18 protein-coding genes are annotated in these 18,596 nt (G+C 62.5%); 10 read left to right on the forward strand and 8 right to left on the reverse strand.

Annotated elements, in window-relative coordinates:
* Positions 1-41: 41 nt before the first annotated feature.
* The 3 genes from CNX70_RS05525 to CNX70_RS05535 all read right to left on the reverse strand — a co-directional run bounded on the left by CNX70_RS05525 (position 42) and on the right by CNX70_RS05535 (position 3,631).
* Positions 42-2,384 (reverse strand): CPBP family intramembrane glutamic endopeptidase, encoded by a 2,343-nt coding sequence (locus tag CNX70_RS05525; RefSeq protein ID WP_096233879.1) that lies wholly within the window; start codon positions 2,382-2,384, stop codon positions 42-44.
* Positions 2,381-3,112 carry an ABC transporter ATP-binding protein gene (locus CNX70_RS05530; protein WP_096233880.1) on the reverse strand — a complete coding sequence of 244 codons (732 nt, stop codon included), beginning with the start codon at positions 3,110-3,112 and terminating at the stop codon, positions 2,381-2,383. The genes CNX70_RS05525 and CNX70_RS05530 overlap by 4 nt, the downstream gene beginning before the upstream one ends.
* A gap of 63 nt (positions 3,113-3,175) precedes the next feature.
* Positions 3,176-3,631, reverse strand: a complete 456-nt coding sequence (locus tag CNX70_RS05535; RefSeq protein WP_096233881.1) for a hypothetical protein — start codon at positions 3,629-3,631, stop codon at positions 3,176-3,178.
* A 178-nt stretch (positions 3,632-3,809) separates the two neighbouring features.
* Here CNX70_RS05535 and CNX70_RS05540 point away from each other — a divergent pair, with 178 nt between their 5' ends.
* Positions 3,810-4,076 carry a hypothetical protein gene (locus CNX70_RS05540; protein ID WP_071079406.1) on the forward strand — a complete coding sequence of 89 codons (267 nt, stop codon included), beginning with the start codon at positions 3,810-3,812 and terminating at the stop codon, positions 4,074-4,076.
* A gap of 88 nt (positions 4,077-4,164) precedes the next feature.
* Here CNX70_RS05540 and rpoH read toward each other — a convergent pair whose 3' ends face one another.
* The 5 genes from rpoH to CNX70_RS05565 form a co-directional block, all read right to left on the reverse strand.
* A complete protein-coding gene (rpoH, locus tag CNX70_RS05545) occupies positions 4,165-5,058 on the reverse strand; it encodes an RNA polymerase sigma factor RpoH (RefSeq protein WP_035824784.1) in 894 nt (297 codons plus the stop codon).
* 418 nt (positions 5,059-5,476) lie between these two features.
* A complete protein-coding gene (gene ftsX, locus CNX70_RS05550; protein ID WP_096233882.1) occupies positions 5,477-6,397 on the reverse strand; it encodes a permease-like cell division protein FtsX in 921 nt (306 codons plus the stop codon).
* Positions 6,394-7,137, reverse strand: coding sequence for a cell division ATP-binding protein FtsE (locus CNX70_RS05555; protein WP_096233883.1), 744 nt, complete (start codon positions 7,135-7,137; stop codon positions 6,394-6,396). Before CNX70_RS05555 ends, ftsX begins: the two co-directional genes overlap by 4 nt.
* Before the next feature lie 8 nt (positions 7,138-7,145).
* A complete protein-coding gene (gene ftsY, locus CNX70_RS05560; protein ID WP_096233884.1) occupies positions 7,146-8,204 on the reverse strand; it encodes a signal recognition particle-docking protein FtsY in 1,059 nt (352 codons plus the stop codon).
* Positions 8,205-8,325: 121 nt separating this feature from the next.
* Positions 8,326-9,306 (reverse strand): MerR family transcriptional regulator, encoded by a 981-nt coding sequence (locus CNX70_RS05565; RefSeq protein ID WP_244199045.1) that lies wholly within the window; start codon positions 9,304-9,306, stop codon positions 8,326-8,328.
* Positions 9,307-9,520: 214 nt separating this feature from the next.
* Here CNX70_RS05565 and CNX70_RS05570 point away from each other — a divergent pair, with 214 nt between their 5' ends.
* The 9 genes from CNX70_RS05570 (at position 9,521) to CNX70_RS05610 (ending at position 18,481) form a co-directional block, all read left to right on the forward strand.
* Positions 9,521-10,834: an NAD(P)/FAD-dependent oxidoreductase gene (locus CNX70_RS05570; RefSeq protein WP_096233885.1), complete on the forward strand. Its 1,314-nt coding sequence runs from the start codon at positions 9,521-9,523 to the stop codon at positions 10,832-10,834.
* Positions 10,824-11,615, forward strand: a complete 792-nt coding sequence (locus tag CNX70_RS05575; RefSeq protein ID WP_096233886.1) for a DUF1365 domain-containing protein — start codon at positions 10,824-10,826, stop codon at positions 11,613-11,615. The genes CNX70_RS05570 and CNX70_RS05575 overlap by 11 nt, the downstream gene beginning before the upstream one ends.
* Entirely contained in the window at positions 11,612-12,853 is a 1,242-nt protein-coding gene (locus CNX70_RS05580) for an SAM-dependent methyltransferase (protein WP_244199046.1), read from the forward strand. The genes CNX70_RS05575 and CNX70_RS05580 overlap by 4 nt, the downstream gene beginning before the upstream one ends.
* 2 nt (positions 12,854-12,855) lie before the next feature.
* Positions 12,856-13,404 carry a chalcone isomerase family protein gene (locus tag CNX70_RS05585; protein WP_096233887.1) on the forward strand — a complete coding sequence of 183 codons (549 nt, stop codon included), beginning with the start codon at positions 12,856-12,858 and terminating at the stop codon, positions 13,402-13,404.
* The gene (locus CNX70_RS05590) at positions 13,401-14,681 is read left to right on the forward strand and encodes an MFS transporter (protein WP_096233888.1); all 1,281 of its coding nucleotides are present in this window, start codon (positions 13,401-13,403) and stop codon (positions 14,679-14,681) included. The genes CNX70_RS05585 and CNX70_RS05590 overlap by 4 nt, the downstream gene beginning before the upstream one ends.
* Positions 14,669-15,229, forward strand: a complete 561-nt coding sequence (locus tag CNX70_RS05595) for a DUF3833 domain-containing protein (RefSeq protein WP_096233889.1) — start codon at positions 14,669-14,671, stop codon at positions 15,227-15,229. The genes CNX70_RS05590 and CNX70_RS05595 overlap by 13 nt, the downstream gene beginning before the upstream one ends.
* On the forward strand, positions 15,226-15,993 hold the full coding sequence (locus CNX70_RS05600) for an SDR family NAD(P)-dependent oxidoreductase (protein WP_096233890.1): 768 nt from the start codon (positions 15,226-15,228) through the stop codon (positions 15,991-15,993). Before CNX70_RS05595 ends, CNX70_RS05600 begins: the two co-directional genes overlap by 4 nt.
* Entirely contained in the window at positions 15,990-16,427 is a 438-nt protein-coding gene (locus CNX70_RS05605) for a nuclear transport factor 2 family protein (protein ID WP_096233891.1), read from the forward strand. Before CNX70_RS05600 ends, CNX70_RS05605 begins: the two co-directional genes overlap by 4 nt.
* Before the next feature lie 974 nt (positions 16,428-17,401).
* Positions 17,402-18,481, forward strand: coding sequence for a porin (locus CNX70_RS05610; RefSeq protein WP_096233892.1), 1,080 nt, complete (start codon positions 17,402-17,404; stop codon positions 18,479-18,481).
* The last annotated feature ends 115 nt before the right edge of the window (positions 18,482-18,596 follow it).

Here is an 18,596-nt window from a genome sequence, read left to right on the forward strand (position 1 = left end):
ACGGACGGAAACGTGTGCGATTCTAACAAACTTGCCTATGCTCATGCATACAGTTGCAGCGCGAGGATGGCCGCGTTGTAGCCGGCGTGCGCCAGCATGGGCGCCAGCAGCGAACGGCTGCGTTCATAGGCGGCGCCCGCGCACAGGCCCAGCACGAAGACGGGCAGCATGGAGACAGGCGGATGCACGATGGCAAAGATGGCCGCGCCGATGCCGATCGCCTGCCAGGCGGGCAGCGAGCGGCGCAGGCCGCCCTGGATCAGGCCACGGAAAATGAATTCCTCGCACAAGGGTGCGGCCAGCAGGGTCAGTCCTGCCAGCCAGACTCCGTCCCAGACGGCCCCGGCCGACAGCGGCGCGCGCACAGGTGACCAGCCACAGGCTTGCCCGATGGCCAGGTAGCCGATGCCGAAGAGGGCCGCCAGCAGCGCGCCTGCCGCGCCCCGGCGCCACGCTTGCCGGCCAGGCCCGATGCGCGGCACGCCTGCCGTCTTGCTGCGCCAGTAGACGAGGCGCACCAGGATATAGGTGAGCGCGCCTGCGCTGCCGAAGGCGATGGCCACGTGCGCCAGCGTTGCGCCGGCCGCGTCCTTGAGCAGGAGCAAGGCCAGTGTCTGCAGGATAAAAAACAGCATGGCGGCGATCAAGCCATCCGACGCCGAAACCCTGGCCGGCGGCGAGGCGGCCGGATCGAGCAGGTACGGCAGCTCGTCGCGCGCCTTTTGCCACAGTGCCAGGGCCAGCGCCAGCGTCAGCACGACAAACACCAGTTGCTGCACTACGCTGCCGGCCGCCAGCGCGGCGAGGTACAAGCCGGTCAGCAGCAAATACAGGTACATATAGGTGGGGCGTATTTTCGCCGTCGCTTCGGTGGCCAGCGGATCGCTGGCAAACACCCCCAGCGCCACGGCGATCATCGAATACAGGGGAATGCCGGCCAGGGCCAGCAGCATCAGTCCCGCCATGTCCCAGCGCCATGCGGGCAGCCAGGCCAGCGCCGCGCCAAACAGGATGAGTGGATACAGCAGGGCCAGCACGGCCCACAATTGCGCCTTTTGCCGCAGCGCCTGCTCAACGGAAACGGGAAACGTGTACAGCAGCCACAGCGCGCCGCCTTCCTTGTTCAGGGTCTGGAAGGCCGACATCATCAGCACATAGCTGCCGAGGAAAAAGCCGGTCGATGCCAGCAGGGCGGGGCTGGCCAGCAGCGTGTGCAAGTCGCGCGCCTGGCCCGAAAAAAGAGCCTGGCCGCCGAGGATCAGCAGCGGCATCAGCAGCGTTTGCACCATGAAATTACGGTCGCGCATCAGCAGGGTCAATTCGCGGCGCTGGATCACCGTGCCGATGCGGGCGCGCCACCGGCCAGCGGGCAGTGCCGCCGGGGTGCGCTTGCGGCTGGCTTCGCGCTGGCCTGCGCCCACCACGCCGTGGCGCAACTGGCGGCGCAGCATCGCCATGCCCAGCCACATCAACAGCAGCACTTGCGCCAGCAGCAGGCAGGCCGGCAGCAGCGCGGCCGCCAGGCTGGCGGCATTGAGTACGCGCACCAGCAGGCCGGGCGGCGTCCAGCTGCTCCAGGCGGGCATGGCCGCGGCCCAGCCATGGGCAAAGCCGCCCGCGCCCATGCCAAAGGACATGCCCATATACATGGGAAACACCCCGGCCACCGACAGCAGCGCCTGCAGGTTACCCAGCCGTGCCGGACTGAGCGACAGGCGCAAGCCCGTATCGACCAGGGTGCGCAGCATGGCGGCCAGGGCCAGCAGCAGCAGGCTGGCCGCCAGCCCGGACAGCGGAGAAAACCAGCCCTGGCCCGAATACCAGGCGATCATGGTGGTGCTGGGCCACAAGGCCAGCAGGCCGGCCGGATTGACGAGCGTGCGTTCGAGCACGCGCGCCCACAGCAGCGTGGTTTTGTCGACCGGTAAGGTGACCAGCCATTCCAGGTCCCAGTCCGGTTTCGACAGCTCGCCCATGCCTAGCGGCAACAACACGCTGACCAGCCACAACAGCATCAATTGCAGGGCCAGGCCGCCTGCCAGCGCCGTACTGAACGGGTGCCCGATCAATTCGGCGATGACGGGTGCCAGCAGGCGTTCGCCCGCCTGCATGCTGCCTTGCGCCTGGCAGGCGGCCACCTGGTCGAGCAGGCAATGCATGTTGAGCACGCCATGGCGCGCGATAGTGCCGAAGGAAAACAGCATGGGCAGGAACAGCAGCACGCCCAGCAGCCAGCGGCCCTGTTTCTTGCCCGGCGTGGCGGGGCGGCCCTGCGGGTGCTTCTTGAAGGCGAGTCCGCGGCCGCTGACGTTGAGCAGGCGCTGCAGGCGCAAGCGGGTCAGCAGCCAGATGGCGCGCCAGGCGGTGAGCGGCACCGGCGTCATGCGGCGGCCGTTTCATCGGTAAGTTGCAGGAAGAGTTCTTCCAGGCTGCCGTCGCTGGACAGCTGCCGGCGAATTTCGTCCAGGCTGCCCGTGGCCGCCAGCGCGCCGCGGTGGATGATGGCCACGCGGCTGCACAGCTTTTCCGCCATGTCGAGCAAATGCGTGGAAACGAAGATGGTGGTGCCGGCGGCGGCGATGCGCAGCAGCCGTTCCTGTACTTCGCGCGAGGCGCGCGGGTCCAGGCCGTTGATCGGTTCATCGAGGATCAGCACGGCCGGATCGTGGATCAGCGCGCAGGCCAGGCCCAGTTTTTTCTTCATGCCCAGCGAATAATTGACGGCAAAGTCTTCGGCCGCCTCGTCCAGGCCGAATTCCGTCAACAGACGCGCCGCGCGGTCGGCCGCATCCGCGCGCGAAAAACCATGCATTTCGGCGACGAATTGCAGGATTTCACGGCCCCGCAAATAGTCGTAAAAGATCGGGTTGTCGGGCAGGTAGCCCACCTTGCGCTTGACGGCGGCACCGTCGCGGTGGCAATCGAGGCCATCGACCAGCACGCGGCCGCTGCTGGGCACCAGGATGCCCATCAGCATGCGAATGGTGGTGGTCTTGCCGGCGCCATTCGGTCCCAGGAAGCCGAAGACTTCTCCCTTCCCCACCTGCAAGGTGAGCGGGTGGACGGCGTCGAAGGTACCGTAGCGTTTGGACAAACCCTGGAATGCGATCATCGTGTGCCCTGCAAGAATGTTAACAATGGCAAGATGATAGCGTGCTATCCAGACGTGGTCGATTTATGGGCGTTCCAGCGCGCCCTGCGTGATCTTGACCTTGACCCGGTAGGTGGGCGCGGCCGCGTTGAGGGCGGGCGGCGTGGCCGGGTCGACGTCGAGCAGGGTGAATGTCAGGTGGTTGACGCTGACGGAACTGGCGGCGCCGGGCATGGACTCGGACAGGACGATGTCGGTGGCGCCTGCGCTGTTGAGCAAACTGAAACTGTAGCTGACGTAACCTTTCCACACGCACACGGCGCCCTTGCGGCAGCGGCTGTCGTTGACACGCTCGAGTTTCAAGGTATCGGTGGCCGTGATGGCGACCTGTTCGCCCGGCGAGAGCACGTGGGTGACGCTGCGCGGCGTGTTTTCCGCGTCGCCGGCGCTGCCGGCCGCACCGCAGCCAGCCAGTACGGCCAGGCAGGCGATGAGCAGGGGCAGCAGCAGGCTACGATAAGAGCGGGTCAGAGTAGGCATGTTTTTCCTTTCAGGTAAAATCTCCCCGGCGTGGCGTTCACGCATGGGATGAAAATCATAATAACAAAATGATATTTTTTCGGCGCACCATTGGCGCGTTGCCGATGAATTGATGCGCCGGCCACGCGGCGCGCCGATTACTGCGTAGAATGGCTGTTTTGAAAATCAGGAAACAACCATGAAAAAAACTGCCCTGGCGAAAAGCGATGCCAAGAAACTGATGGGAAAGATGAATGTTCCCGGCGCCGGTGCATTCGGTAAGGAAGCGGTGGTCGTCGACCGCCGCGAGCAGCGCAAGCGCGATCAGGCCCTGGGCCTGGTGCCATTCGCCGTCAAGCTGAACAGCGATCTGGTGTTGCAATTGCAGACCCTGGCCAAGGAGCGCGATGCGGATCTGAATGAATTGGTCGCCGAGCTGATCACCAAGGGCTTGGCTGCAGCATAAGGGCTGACAATGTTTATCTGTTGATAAATATCACTGTAAAACTAAAAGGCGCCTTGCGGCGCCTTTTGCATTGCGGCATTGCTTGTACTTACACCCAGGCGGCCAGCGCGCCCTTCATTTTTTTCAGCGCCGCCACTTCGATCTGGCGGATGCGTTCGGCCGATACGCCGAACTCTTCTGCCAAAGCGTGCAGGGTGGCGCCGGAACCGTCGTCGTTGGCCAGCCAGCGCGCTTCGATGATGCGGCGCGAACGGGCATCCAGCTTGGACAGTGCCGTTTCCAGGCCTTCCGATTGCAGACGCGTCACTTGTTCCGCTTCCAGCACCTTGGTCGGCTCGCTTTGCTCCGACGACAGGTAGGCGATCGGCGAAAACTTGTCGTCTTCATCGTCGGTCGGCGATTCCAGTGCAATGTCGCGGCCGCTCAAGCGCGTTTCCATTTCGATCACTTCTTCGCGTTTCACGTCGAGCAGCTTGGCCAGCGCATCGATCTGCTTCGGCGTCATCGCATCGAGGCCCGTCTTGTGGCTGCGCAGGTTGAAGAACAGCTTGCGCTGTGCCTTCGTCGTCGCGACCTTGACCAGGCGCCAGTTTTTCAGGATGTACTCGTGCATCTCGGCTTTCACCCAGTGCATGGCGTACGATACCAGGCGCACGCCCTGGTCCGGATCGAAGCGTTTCACGGCTTTCATCAAGCCGATATTGCCTTCCTGAATCAGGTCGGCGTGCGGCAAGCCATAGCCCAGGTAGCCGCGGGCAATCGAGACCACCAGGCGCAGGTGCGACAGCACCAGTTCTTGCGCGGCGGCCAGGTCATTTTTTTCGCGCAGGCGTGTCGCCAGCGAAATTTCTTCATCGTGGGTCAACATGGGCAGGCGGTTCACGGCCGAGATATAGGCGTCAATATTGCCCAGATTGCCAGTGAACCCGAGGCCCAGCGCATTACTTTTGGTCGGAACCAATGCGGATGTTGCGGACATCATAGTCATGTTTTCTCCCTCGTAGTCTTGCTTTGTTCCAGTTGGCCATGTCACGCGACGTGGCCCGATTGTCTGTTCGTTTTGCGTATGCGGTCTTGCACTTGCAGATCGCGGCACCATCTTCATTTGGCGTCCATGGCGGTTCTGCTGTTGGTATGTCCCTATATTAGCACTCTCTGCTTGAGAGTGCCAATCAGCACATTTAATCGTCCTGATAGCCTAAATGCTATGGCGAATGAATGCTTGATAAATGTGGATGAGCGGTGATCTGAACAGCGCTGCAGGCCGCTTCACGACAACGTAGCCAGTCTACGGCCTCTGGCTGAAGCGAACCTTAAGAATACTTGCTAAATATCAAGATAACAGCATTGTGGGGACGCATGGCGGCACCTGGGGCGCCGCCATGGAAGGGAAGGCAAGGTCAGTTCAGGCGCGCCAGATGGCGCTGCACGCAGAGGAAGGCGCCGATCAGGCCCAGGCCGGCGCTGACGGCCAGCAAGCCGGCCATCGGCAGCGGCGCCAGCGGCACCAGCTGGAATTCGGACGCATACAGGCGGGCAAACTCGGCAATCGCGGTATTCAGCGGTTGCAAGGCCAGCGCCACGGCGCCCAGGGCCAGCGCACCGGCGCACAGGCCCAGCAGGGCGCCCGTGTAATAGAAGGGGCGGTGGATGAAGGTGTCCGTGGCGCCGATCAATTTCGAGATGCTGATTTCATCGCGCTGCTGCATTACTTGCAGGCGGATGGTATTGAAGACCACGGCGATGACGGCCACGCCCAGGGTGATGGCCAGCAGCAGCAGCACCAGGCGCAGCACGCCCAGCAGAGCCGCCAGGCGCTTGACCCAGGCCGAATCGACTTGCGCCGATTCCACGCCTGGCAGGTGGCGCAGCTGCTCCGCCACCGCATCGACATCCTGCGCTTCGCTGGCGCTGCTGAACGCATCGAGTTTCAGCACATAGCTGTCGGGCAAGGGATTGTCGCCCAGGGTGCTGAGCACGTCGGCCAGGCCGTTCTTGTTTTTCAGGGTGTCGAGCGCCTGTTCGCGCGGGATGAAGACGATCTTCGCCTTTTGCGCGCCGACGACCTTGCGCATGGCGCCCGCCAGGGCCACGGCTTGCTCGCGCGGCGTGTCGATCTTCAGGAAAACGCTGATTTCCGGGTCGACCGACATCTGTTCCGACATGGGGCGCACATTGTCGAGCATGGTCAAGCCGGCGAACGGCAGCGACAGGGCGATGGCGACGACGAGCACGTTCAACAGGAAGCCTCCTGGCGACTTGCGCAAATGGATCAGCGCCGAACCCAGCGCGAAGCGGTGTTGACGGAACCAGCCTCTCATGCCTGTTCTCCCTGCACATCGTCGGGGCCGGGGGAGGGCGCAAAATCGGGATCGGGCGGCGCGAAGACGGGTGCCTGCGTGGCCTTGTCGATGGCGACTAATTGGCCGTTTTTCAGGTGGATCACGCGGGCGGCGGCGTCAAGCATCTGTTCGTCATGGCTGGAAATGAGGCAGGTCACGCCCACCGAGTGAAACGCTTTCAGGGCGTCGAGCACCTTGTTGGCGCTGGCGCGGTCCAGGTTGGCCGTCGGTTCGTCGGCCAGGATGATCTGTGGCCGGTTGACGATGGCGCGTGCGATGGACACGCGCTGCTGTTCGCCGCCCGACAGCGACAGGGGACGCGCCATGGCGCGGTCGAGCAGGCCCACTTTATCGAGGGCAGCGCGCGCGCGCTGCTCCGCGGCAACTTTATGCGCGCCGACGACGAGCAGCGGCAACATGACGTTGGCCAGGATGGAGCGGTCGTTGAGTAGTTTTTGCTGCTGGAAGATCAGGCCCATGTTGCGGCGCAGAAAGGGCACGCCGGCCGGCTTGATTTTCGCCATGTCCTGGCCGTTGACGATCAGCTTGCCTGACGTGGGGCGTTCCATGGCGGCGATCATTTTCAGCAGGGTGGACTTGCCGGCGCCGGACGGGCCGGCCAGAAAGACCAGCTCGCCTTTGGCAATGCTCAGCGAAATGTCGCTGAGGGCCACGGCATCGGAGGAGTATTGCTTGGAGACGTGCTGAAATTCAATCATGTAGTGGCTTATCCGAGCAGCGCTTCGACAAATTCAGCAGCCACGAAAGGCTGCAAGTCTTCAATTTTCTCACCGATGCCGATGAAATACACGGGGACGGGGCGTACGCGGGCAATCGCCGCCAGCACGCCGCCCTTGGCGGTACCATCGAGCTTGGTAATCACCAGGCCGGTCAATTGCAGGGCATCGTCGAACGCTTTCACTTGCGTGAGGGCATTCTGGCCCGTGTTGCCGTCGATGACGAGCAGGGTTTCATGCGGCGCGCCTTCCATGCCCTTGCCGATCACACGCTTGATTTTCTTCAACTCTTCCATCAGGTGCAACTGCGTCGGCAAGCGGCCTGCCGTGTCGACCATCACCACGTCGGTGCCGCGCGCTTTGGCCGATTGCACGGAGTCGTAGGCCACGGCAGCCGGGTCGCCCGATTCCTGCGAGATGACGGTGACGTTGTTGCGCTCGCCCCAGACCATCAACTGCTCGCGCGCGGCGGCGCGGAAGGTGTCGCCTGCGGCCAGCAGCACGGACTGCTTGTTCGACTGCATGTGCTTGGCCAGCTTGCCGATGGTGGTGGTCTTGCCGGCGCCATTCACGCCGGAAATCATCATCACCAGCGGCTTGTGGCGGCCCAGCTCGAAGCGCTTTTCCAGCGGCGAGAGCAGGTCGATCAGCAGCACTTTCAGCGCGGCCTTGACGGCGGCGGCGTCGAGCAGCTTGTCTTCCTTGACCTTTTTTTTCAATTCCGTGAGCAGGAATTCGGTGGCGTCGATGCCCGCGTCGGACATCAGCAGCGCTGCTTCCAGCTCTTCGTACAGGGCGTCGTCGATCTTCGCGCCGACGAACAGCACGGACAAGGTGTTCGAGGTTTTCGACAGGCCGGCCTTCAGGCGCGTCATCCACGATTTTTTCTCGGGTTCGGCAGCCACGATCACGGGCACGAGCTCGGCCGGCGCGCCGCTCAGGGGCCTGGCGGCAGGCTGCGGGGCAGGCGGCGTGGCGGCGGGAAGGACGAGGGGCTCGGCTGGCGCAGCCTCGGGAGCGGTGGGTTTTTTCTTGAAGAAACTAAACATGGATGTGTGGTGGCGGGTGCTGACCTAAGGCCCGGCGGCGCCGGACACTGTGTTACGGGCTATTCTACCAGAGCGCGCCCGGCCCTTCATGCTTTACTGTTTGATTGGCAACATTGCGCGGCTATCCACGGAGATCGCCGCAGTTGCCGCGCTTTCCAGCCGGATCAATGGGTTTGCAGGGCCAGCGCCTGATGGCGGCGGCGCCAGTCGGCGATGCTTTCCTCGACTTGCCGCAAGTCCAGCACATGCAGGAACGCCGGCGGCTGCTTGTAGAGCACGGGACTGCGTCCGCCAGCCCACAATTCCATGTCTGGCGGCAAGCTTGCATGCAACTGCTGCAGGCTGTCGCGCGTCTGCCGTTGCTTGCTGGCGCTGGAAAACGACAGTGCCACGATGTCGGCACGCTGCGCGCGGGCGGCCGCGACGATGTCTGCCAGCGGCGTTTCCACCCCAGCGACATGCAATGGGCGCCGGCCGCCGCGCACAGCGCCTCGGCCATCAGCAGCCCCAGGCCATGCCGCTCCTGCGGCAAGGTACTGAGGACGATACGCGGCGTGCGCGTCGACGGGCTGCTTGCCTGCGGCAGGGAAAAAATGGCATGGCGCATCACCGTTTGCAAGGTTTCGCTATACAGATGCTCTTCATATATGGCCAGGTCGCCGCAAGCCCACGCTTCGCCCACCATGCCCGTCAGGGGCGCGATGACGTCGATGGTGAACGCTTTCAAGCCCAGCACGGCCAGCGCCTGGCGCAGGGCGTCGCCCAATTCCGCCATCTGATGGCCACGGCACAGGGCCAGGTAGTGTTCGAGCTGGGGTGCCCGGGTGGACGGCGCCGCGCTGCCGGCGCTGGCCAGCTGCTGCAGTTGCACGGTACTGTGTTGCATGATTTTGCCAGGACGAAATCCGAGGTCCAGCAGGCGCTTGACCATGCGCAATTTTTGCACTTGCTCGGCCGGGTAGCTGCGCTCGCCAAAGGCGTCGCGCTGGGGCTGGGGAAAGGCGTAGCGGCGCTCCCAGACACGCAAGGTTTCCTTGGCCAGCCCCGTATCGCGCTCGACATCGCTGATGCTGAAGGCGGAAGGGGGGTGCAGCGGTTGCAAATCAGTATCCATACAGGGGGCTTGCTCGCATGCCAAAAGAACGTGGGATGCATTTTACGCCTTCCATCGCCCCGGACCAAATAGCTGAATCCGATTGAAACTTGCCTGCGTATAAGTTTGTGAGCGGCTCGCGCCCTCATTGACATAGATCAATATTTGACTGACTATGCAGAAAACTTAATTTGTCCAGGACAAACATGAAACGGATACAGTCATGAAGATCGCCGTCGTCGGAGCAGGAATTGCCGGTTTGTCGTGTGCCTATCGCCTGGCGCAAGCGGGCCAGGACGTTACCTTGTACGAGGCGGGTGACTATTTTGGCGGTCACAGCCATACGGTGGACGTCACGCTCGATGGTGTCACGCATGGCGTCGACACGGGTTTTCTCGTGTTCAATCACGCCACCTACCCGAACCTCGTGCAACTGTTTGATGAACTCGGTGTCGAGGCGGCCGACAGCGATATGTCGTTTTCCGTGAAAATGCCCTTGGGCACTACGCCCGATGCCCGCGTGCTGGAATGGGCTGGCGCCAATTTCGATACCGTGTTTACCCAGCGCAGCAATCTGCTGCGCCCCGCCTTCCTGCGCATGCTGCGCGATATCGTGCGCTTCAACCGTCAGGCCAGCGCCCTGGCCACGGCCAGCGTGCCGGCGCCGGCCCTGTCGCTGGGCGAGTTTCTCGACCTGCACGGCTATGGCGATGAATTCCGTCACTGGTATCTGCTGCCGATGGCCGCCTGTATCTGGTCGTGCCCGGCGCGCCAGATGCTGGCCTTTCCCTTGGCCACGTTTATCCGTTTCTGCCACAACCATGGCTTGCTGCAAGTGAGCGACCGGCCGCAATGGCGTACGGTGCGCGGTGGTTCGCGCGTGTACGTGGAAAAACTGCTGGCGGGCATTCCGCAGCAGCGCCTGGCTTGCCCCGTGCTGGCCGTGCGCCGCCAGGCTCATGGTGGCGCGCGCATGGTCGAGCTGCACACGGCCGCCGGCGTCGAGCATGTCGATCACGTCGTGCTCGCTTGCCACAGCGACCAGTCGCTGGCCCTGCTGGGAGATATCCGTGACGACGAGCGCTCTGTGCTCGAAGCCGTACGCTACCAGCCCAATCGCGCCGTGCTGCATACGGATGCGTCCTGCCTGCCGCAGCGCCGCAAGGCTTGGTCGGCCTGGAATTACCAGGGCCGGCCGGCAGTGGCGGAAGGCGAGGCGCCGCAAGTATGCGTGCATTATTTGCTGAACCAGTTGCAGCCGCTGCCGTTCACCACTCCCGTCATCGTTTCGCTCAATCCGCTCGATGAACCGGACCCGGCGTCCATCCTCGACGAGTTTTCGTATGCCCATCCCGTGTTCGATGGCGCGGCCATTGCCGCCCAGGCGCGCCTGGCCGGCTTCCAGGGCGCGCAGCACACGTGGTTCGCGGGTGCCTGGACGGGCTACGGCTTCCATGAGGACGGCTTGAAGTCGGGCCTGGCCGTGGCGCAAGCGCTCAATGGCATGGCGACGGCGGAGCTCGGCCATGCCGCGTGATCCCGCGCAACCGGCCCAGCCGCAGCTATGCCTGGGCCTGGTGCGCCATGCGCGGCTGCGCCCGCGCGCGCATGCGTTCAGCTATGGCATGTTTTATCTGCGCCTGCCCCTGCGCAGCATGGGCGCGCAGGATTTCGCGGCCCGCCTGATGTCGCGCAATGGCGCCAACGTGCTGGCCTTCCGCGACAGCGACCACGGCGATGGCACGACACCGTTGCTGGAGTGGATCGATGGCTTGCTGCAGCAGCATGGCGTGTTGGACGCGGGTGGCGAAATCTGGCTGCAAACCATGCCGCGCATGTTTGGCTATGTCTTTAACCCCATCAGCTTCTGGTTTTGCCACCGCCCGGATGGCGCGCTGCGCGCCGTGCTCTGCGATGTGCGCAATACCTTTGGCGAGCGCCATCTGTACTTGCTCGTGCAGGGCGGCGCCATCGCGTATGGCAGCGAACTGGTCGCCAAGAAGATTTTCCATGTGTCGCCGTTCTGCAAGGTGGAAGGACAGTACCGTTTCCGTTTCCTGCGCAACCACGACAAGGATGGCGAGCGCCACCTGGCCCGCGTCGATTATGACGACCTCGACGGTCCGATTTTGCAGACCAGCTTGTCCGGCACGGCGCAGCCGTTGCGCGATGGCGCCATCGCCTGGGCCTTGCTGCGCTACCCCCTGATGACGTTTGGCGTGATGGCGCGCATCCATTGGCAAGCCTTGCGCCTGTGGCTGCGCCGCGTGCCGTTTTTCAGCAAACCCCACCCCCCACAAAAAAAGGTGTCCCGATGAGCTCCGATTCCCTGCCGACCGGCCTGCATGCGCGCAGCGGCCCGTCCCCGACCCATGTGCATGAACATCTGGACTTGCCCGCTGCTGCGCGCATGATTCTGCGCCTGCTGGAAAAACTGCAATATGGCGCCCTGCGCCTGCGCACACCGGATGGCAGGATCTTGCTGTACGGCGACGCCAGCCACCCCGTCACCCTGGACTTGCACAATTGGCACCTGTGTGCGGCTGCCCTGCGTTCGGGTGACATCGGCTTTGCGGAAACGTTCATCGCCGGTGACTGGCGCACGGACAATTTGCCTGGCTTGATCGAATTGATGATACGCAACCGCGCGCAGATTGAATCGCTGATCTACGGCAACTGGTGGGGCAACCTGATCTACAAGGTGCGCCATTTGCTCAACCGCAATTCGCGCGCCGGCAGCAAGAAAAATATCCACGCCCATTACGATATCGGCAACGCCTTTTATCAGCTGTGGCTGGATCCATCGATGACGTATTCGAGCGCCCTGTTTAGCGAAGGCGCCAGCCTGGAGCAGGCGCAAGGTGCCAAATACCGTCGTATTGCGGACCAGTTGCAGCTGCAGCCGGGCCAGCGCGTGCTGGAAATCGGTTGCGGCTGGGGCGGCTTTGCGGAAACGGCGGCGCGCAGTTACGGCGCCCACGTGACGGGGTTGACTTTGTCCACGGAGCAACTCGCGTACGCGCGCCAGCGCCTGCAGGATGCGGGGTTGGCAGGGCAGGCCGACCTGCAGTTGTGCGACTACCGCGACAGCGCCGGCCAGTACGACGCCATCGCCTCGATCGAGATGTTCGAAGCGGTGGGGCAAAGCTACTGGCCCGGCTATTTCGCGTGCGTGGCGCGCAACCTGAAGCCGGGCGGACGCGCCTGCATCCAGACCATCGTCATCGCCGACGCACTGTTCCAGCGCTACAGCAAGAGCACGGACTTCATTCAACAGTATATTTTCCCGGGCGGCATGTTGCCTTCGCCGCTGGAATTTCGCCGCGCCGCCGAGGCGCAGGGCTTGCGCGTGGTGGACGCCTTCAGCTTTGGCCTCGATTACGCGGAAACCTTGCGCCAGTGGCGCGCCAGTTTCCTGGCCCAGCGCACAGCGCTGGAAAAGCAGGGTTTTGATGGCCGTTTCCTGCTGACCTGGGAGTTTTACCTCGCATATTGCGAGGCCGCCTTCCAGGCGCACAACACGGATGTGATGCAATTTACCCTGATCAAGGACTGACCATGCGCCGCCTGCTTGCCACTGTTGTGTTGTCCCTGACCATGTTCGCTGCCGTCGCCGCGCCGCCGGCTTTTATCGCTGCCGACGTGCCCGAGGCCCGCCTGGCGGGCGAGGGCGAATACACGTGGTTCGGCATGCGTATTTATCGGGCGCAACTGTGGGTGGGCGCGAACGGTTACCAGGGCGTGGCGTCGGCAACGGCGCCGTTCGTGCTGGAATTGCGCTACGCGCGTGCGCTCGACGGCAAGAAGATCGCCGAAGCCAGCCATGAGCAGATGCAAAAGCTGGGCCTCGGCACGGAGCAGCAGCGCCTGGCGTGGCTGGCCACGATGCAGCGCATCTTTCCTGACGTCAAGGAAGACCAGCGCATCGCGGGCGCCTACCGGGCCGGCATCGCGCCCGGCGTGCGCTTTTATCTCGATGGCAAGGTGCTGGCCGACGTAAGCGATGGCGACTTTGCGCGCGCCTTCTTCGCCATCTGGCTGTCGCCCGAGTCGACGGCGCCGAAGCTGCGCGCGGCCCTGCTGCAGAGTGCGGCGCCACTGCCATGAGTAGCGGGGCCGGCGCTTTGACCTTGCCTGCCTTGTTCAGTTATGGCCTGTTCGGCTTGCCGCTGGCCATGCTGGCACTGCCCATCTATATATATGTGGCGCCATTTTATGCGCAGCGCAGCAGCCTTGACCTGGCGCAAATCGGGGCCGTGCTGCTGGCGGCCCGCATCGCCGCCGCCTTCATCGATCCTGCCCTCGGTGCCTGGATGGCGCGCGGTGGGCGCAGCTATGCCATCTATGTCGCTGCGTCGCTACCGCTGCTGCTGCTGGGCTTTGGCGCCCTGTTCCATCCGCCATCCCTGTCGCATGGGGCGACCCTGGCCTGGTTCCTGGCCGCCTTGCTGCTCGTGTACGCCGCCTATGGCCTGGCCGGCATCGCGCACCAGAGCTGGGGCGCGGCCTTGAGCCATGCGCCGACGCAGCGGGCGCGCGTGACGGCCGTGCGCGAAGGCTGCGGCTTGCTCGGCGTGATCCTGGCGGCGGCCCTGACTTCCGTGCTCGGCTATGACGGTTTGTCGCTGGCCTTTGCCGTCTGCCTGCTGGCGGCGGGCGCGCTGTTGCTGGCGCGCGCGCCGCGGCCAGCCTTGCGCAGTGCAGGGGGCGCGGTCGCCGGCAGCGGTTGGAAAGTCCCATTACGCCAGCGCGCGTTCCGCTGGCTGTTCGCCGTCCTGCTCGTCAATGGTGTGGCTGCCGCCATTCCCGCCACCCTGTTCCTGTTCTTTGCCGGCGATTATCTGCGCCTGGGACATTACGCCGGTCCGTTCCTGATCGTGTATTTTTGCGCGGCGGCCGCCTCGATGCCCGTGTGGGTGGCGCTGGCGCGCCGCTTTGGCGAAGCGCGTGCCTGGGGCGGCGCCATGCTGCTGGCAGCGTGCGTGTTTGTCTGGGCGTATGGCCTCGACGCGGGTGCCGCCTGGGGCTTTGCCAGTATCTGCCTGCTGTCGGGCCTGGCGCTGGGGGCTGACCTGGCCTTGCCGCCGGCCCTGCTGGCAGGGCTGATCGGCGCGGCCGGCCATGCCGGGCGGCACGAAGCGGCGTATTTCGGCTGGTGGAACTGGGGCGTGCAAATGAGCCTGGCACTGGCGGCCGGCATCGCCTTGCCCCTGCTGGCCTGGCTCGGCTATGTGCCGGGCAGCAGCACAGGCTTGCCGGCCCTGTCGGCTGCCTACGCCTTGCTGCCCTGTGCCTTGAAACTGCTGGCCGCGCTGCTGCTGTGGCGCGCGCCCTTACAACATATATATAGCGACCACCTGGAGATTCGACCATGCACCTCATGAAATGCTGCCGGCGCGGCATGGCGGCGGCGGCTGTGCTGCTGGCGCTGGCCGCCTGCTCCACGCCGCCCACCCCCGCCACCTATGCACAGGAACTGCCCGTACTGGATCTGCAGCAGTACTTCAACGGCACGCTCGATGCCCACGGCATCTTTCAGGACCGCTCGGGCAAGGTGGTCAAGCGCTTTACTGTGGTGATGCGGGCCAGCTGGGTGGGTGAGACGGGCACCCTGGACGAGGATTTCACGTATTCGGACGGCAGCAAACAACGCCGCGTGTGGACTCTGCGCAAGACGGCGCCCGGGCGCTTCATCGGCACGGCGCCCGACGTGGTCGGCGAGGCCATCGGCGAAGTGGCCGGCAATGCGCTGCGCTGGCAATACGTGCTGGCGCTGCCCGTCGATGGCACGGTCTACCACGTCGATTTCGAGGACTGGATGTTCCTGATGGATGACAAGGTCATGCTGAACCGCGCCGCCATGAGCAAATTCGGCTTCAGCCTGGGCGCCGTCACTTTATCGTTCAGCAAGCGTCCACAGGCGGCCCCATGAATCGCAAGATCACCAACTGGGCCGGCAAGCGCGTGTGGATCATCGGCGCCTCCAGCGGCATCGGCGCCGCGTGCGCCACCTTGCTGCTGCAGCAGGGCGCGTGCGTGGCCTTGTCGGCCCGCCATCGCGCCAGCCTGGAACTGCTGTGCCAGGGGCAGCCCCTGGCGCAGGCATTGCCGCTCGATATCACCCAGCCCGCCCAGCTGCGGGCCGTCTGCGCGGACTTGCAGCAGCAGTGGACGCATATCGACCTGATACTGGTGGTGGCCGGCGGCTATCAGGCCATGCGTGCCGATAGCTTTGACCTTGAGGCAGCACAGGGCTTGCTGGCCCTGAATGTGGGCGGCGTCTTCAATTGCCTGGAGCAGGCCTTGCCGTGGCTGTTGCGCCAGGGCAGTGGCGGCATCGGCATCGTCGGCTCGGTGGCCGGCTATGGCGGCTTGCCCAAGGCGCTCGCGTATGGTGCCAGCAAGGCGGCACTGATCAACCTGACGGAATCGTTGTATCTGGATTTGCATGGGCGTGGCATTGACGTGTATCAAATCAATCCCGGCTTCGTCGCCACGCCCCTGACGGCGGACAATGATTTCAAGATGCCGGCGCTGATGACGGCGCAGGACGCGGCCGCCGCCATGCTCGACGGCATTGAGCGGGGCCAGTTTCACATCCACTTTCCCAAACGCTTCACGAATATCCTGCGCCTGGCGCGGCTGTTGCCGTACCGTGCCTATTTCTGGCTGATCCGCAAGGTGACTGGCCTATGAACGCAAGCATGGATGACCCGCTGGCGCGCCTGGTGGCGTTTTACGAGCACCTGAGCATCGACAACCTGGCGCAACTGGGCGCCGTGTACGCGCCGGATGCCCATTTCAAGGATCCGTTCAACGAGGTGCAGGGGCATGCCGCCATCCTGGCCATCTTCGAGCACATGTTCGTGCAAGTCGATGCGCCGCGGTTTGACGTGCTGGAAAGCCTGGGGCAGGGGACGCAAGCCTTCCTGACGTGGGAGTTTCGTTTCCGCATGAAACGTCTGGTATCTGGCGAACAATGTATTCGTGGCGCCACCCATGTGCGCTTCGATGCGCAGGGACGGGTGGTCTTGCACCGCGATTATTGGGATGCGGCGGAAGAATTGTATGAAAAACTGCCGTTGTTGGGCGGTTTCATGCGCCTGCTCCGGCGCGCAAGCCAGCGTTAAGCTTGTTTCTTGATGCTTCTAAGCAAAAAATCAAAAAAAGAAGAAGCAAATTGTGTGAAATCGGACAGAGAAAAACTTGATTCCGATCAATGTGTCGTTTTTTTGACACAAATTTGTCAAAATATTGAGAAGGCAACATTGTAAGAAATTGTTTCAATTGATGCGCAATTTGCAAGCAAGAGTCGTCCTCATGCGTTCCTTGGGGGGAGCAGGCGCATGCGCTGGTAAACATGGAAAACATTTATATGTGAGCAATTTAAATTACCGGAAAGTCAGTAATTTAATTGTTACTCTGGCCATTTTTTGGACGCGTACGCCGACGCGCAAATTGACCCCTACGCCCCTGAATAATGCGGCAACGCACCAAAACAGCGCGCATTATTTCCCGTTTTTGGGCATCCGGCAGCAAACATTGGCGATGCCGTGTATGCTTCGTCCCGATTATCCATTATCGCCTGACAAATTGTGCGCTTTGTCGCGTAAGTCTTGGAGGGCAAATGATGGGTAAAGCATGTTGACGTTTTAATCACTCGCCTGATACTGTTGCACTAATACAACGGGTGCCAGCAAGCCATGCGCTATGATGGAATGGTCAATCAGGCCCATGCATTGGTTGGCAAGGGGCACTGGCTCTGTCGCGTAGTACGGTTGGCGATGGTCGGGATGCCTGAAAAAGCCCCCGGCCTGGTACCGGAAGTAACATGTTGGAACTTGATGGAATGTGAAACGGTCGTTATAGTGCCGCTTCCGGTGCCCTTTGAGCACCGAACCGGCGCACGAATGACGGTCGTTATGCAGCCTTCAAGCTTATCGGTGCAATAGCGTGCCGATACCGATATGAATGTTCCCCTGACCGGAACAGCAATGTGGCAGGTGGAGACCTTGCCCTCACTCATAAAAAGCGCTCTGCTAGAGCGCAGCTCGAGATGCATAGGCTGTATTACTTTTTGCTTCAAAAATTAAAGGAAATCGCAATGAAAAAAACTCTGATCACCCTGGCAGTCCTGGCAGCAGCCACCGGCGTAGCCCAAGCTCAATCGAGCGTTGTTATCTACGGTACCGTTGACGCTGGTTTCGTCAGCGAGCGCGGCGGTGTTAACGGCAACGTTAACAAAATCGACAGCGGCATTGCTTCGGCTTCCCGTATCGGCTTCAAAGGCACCGAAGATCTGGGCAGCGGCCTGTCGGCTCTGTTCGTTCTGGAATCGGGCTTCGGCGTTGACAACGGTCAACAAGACGTTGCAGGTACCTTGTTCAATCGTCAGGCTTACGTTGGTCTGAGCAGCAAAACGGCTGGTACCGTAACCCTGGGTCGTCAATACACCCCTTGGTACAACACCCTGTCGAAAGTTGCTGATCCATTCGCAGCTGGCTACGCTGGTTCCGCTAAGAACTTGTTCCCAGCGAACACGACCCGCACCAGCAACACCGTGCTGTACACCTCGCCTAATTTCAACGGCTTCGATGCTGACGTTGCTTACAGCACCGCCAACAACGGCCAAGAGAGCCTGGTATCCAGCAAAATCGGTCGCCAAATGGGCGCGTCGGTTGGCTACGCTAACGGTCCTCTGAATGCACGTCTGGCCTACAACACCACCAGCAACGAAACCGCCATCAGCGATGCTGGCAGCGCACGTAACTGGTTGGCTGCAGCTAACTACGACTTCGCAGTAGCGAAAGCGTATGTTGCATACGGCGTCAACAAAGGCCTGAACAGCTCGACCCGTAACAACGGTAATGTCAATGCATTCAACTATATCTCGGCTAAGACCAGCGATGACAGCACCACCGCTCTGATCGGCGCAACGGTACCAGTTGGTCCAGCCGGCACCGTGATGGCTTCGGTTATCCACGTGAACGACAAATCGGGCCTGAACGCCGATGCGAACCAGTTCGCAGTGGGCTACTCGTACGCTCTGTCGAAGCGCACCAGCACCTACGCTTCGTACGCCAAGATCTCGAACAAAAACAACGCTGGCTACACTGTTGGCAACAACAGCAACGCTGGTACGGGCGACAAAGCCTTCAACGTTGGTGTTCGTCACTCGTTCTAATATTCGCGCAAGCGAAGCTTAGTACCGCTGAGGCATCCCTTCGGGGATGCTGCAAGCAAAGAAACGCGCTGTCTGGCTTCGGTCTGACGGCGCGTTTTTGCATGGGCGGCGCCAG

It is taken from the genome of Janthinobacterium svalbardense (genome assembly GCF_002327145.1).
In the GTDB taxonomy this organism is placed as follows: Bacteria; Pseudomonadota; Gammaproteobacteria; order Burkholderiales; family Burkholderiaceae_D; genus Janthinobacterium; species Janthinobacterium tructae.

Coding starts and splice junctions, on each gene's coding strand:
- CNX70_RS05535 (WP_096233881.1), bottom strand. CDS start 3,631: ATGCCTACTCTGACCCGCTCTTATCGTAGCCTGCTGCTGCCCCTGCTC.
- ftsY (WP_096233884.1), bottom strand. CDS start 8,204: ATGTTTAGTTTCTTCAAGAAAAAACCCACCGCTCCCGAGGCTGCGCCA.
- CNX70_RS05580 (WP_244199046.1), top strand. CDS start 11,612: ATGAGCTCCGATTCCCTGCCGACCGGCCTGCATGCGCGCAGCGGCCCG.
- CNX70_RS05610 (WP_096233892.1), top strand. CDS start 17,402: ATGAAAAAAACTCTGATCACCCTGGCAGTCCTGGCAGCAGCCACCGGC.
- CNX70_RS05595 (WP_096233889.1), top strand. CDS start 14,669: ATGCACCTCATGAAATGCTGCCGGCGCGGCATGGCGGCGGCGGCTGTG.
- CNX70_RS05570 (WP_096233885.1), top strand. CDS start 9,521: ATGAAGATCGCCGTCGTCGGAGCAGGAATTGCCGGTTTGTCGTGTGCC.
- CNX70_RS05530 (WP_096233880.1), bottom strand. CDS start 3,112: ATGATCGCATTCCAGGGTTTGTCCAAACGCTACGGTACCTTCGACGCC.
- CNX70_RS05605 (WP_096233891.1), top strand. CDS start 15,990: ATGAACGCAAGCATGGATGACCCGCTGGCGCGCCTGGTGGCGTTTTAC.
- CNX70_RS05600 (WP_096233890.1), top strand. CDS start 15,226: ATGAATCGCAAGATCACCAACTGGGCCGGCAAGCGCGTGTGGATCATC.
- CNX70_RS05590 (WP_096233888.1), top strand. CDS start 13,401: ATGAGTAGCGGGGCCGGCGCTTTGACCTTGCCTGCCTTGTTCAGTTAT.
- CNX70_RS05575 (WP_096233886.1), top strand. CDS start 10,824: ATGCCGCGTGATCCCGCGCAACCGGCCCAGCCGCAGCTATGCCTGGGC.
- CNX70_RS05525 (WP_096233879.1), bottom strand. CDS start 2,384: ATGACGCCGGTGCCGCTCACCGCCTGGCGCGCCATCTGGCTGCTGACC.
- CNX70_RS05585 (WP_096233887.1), top strand. CDS start 12,856: ATGCGCCGCCTGCTTGCCACTGTTGTGTTGTCCCTGACCATGTTCGCT.
- rpoH (WP_035824784.1), bottom strand. CDS start 5,058: ATGATGTCCGCAACATCCGCATTGGTTCCGACCAAAAGTAATGCGCTG.
- CNX70_RS05540 (WP_071079406.1), top strand. CDS start 3,810: ATGAAAAAAACTGCCCTGGCGAAAAGCGATGCCAAGAAACTGATGGGA.
- ftsX (WP_096233882.1), bottom strand. CDS start 6,397: ATGAGAGGCTGGTTCCGTCAACACCGCTTCGCGCTGGGTTCGGCGCTG.
- CNX70_RS05555 (WP_096233883.1), bottom strand. CDS start 7,137: ATGATTGAATTTCAGCACGTCTCCAAGCAATACTCCTCCGATGCCGTG.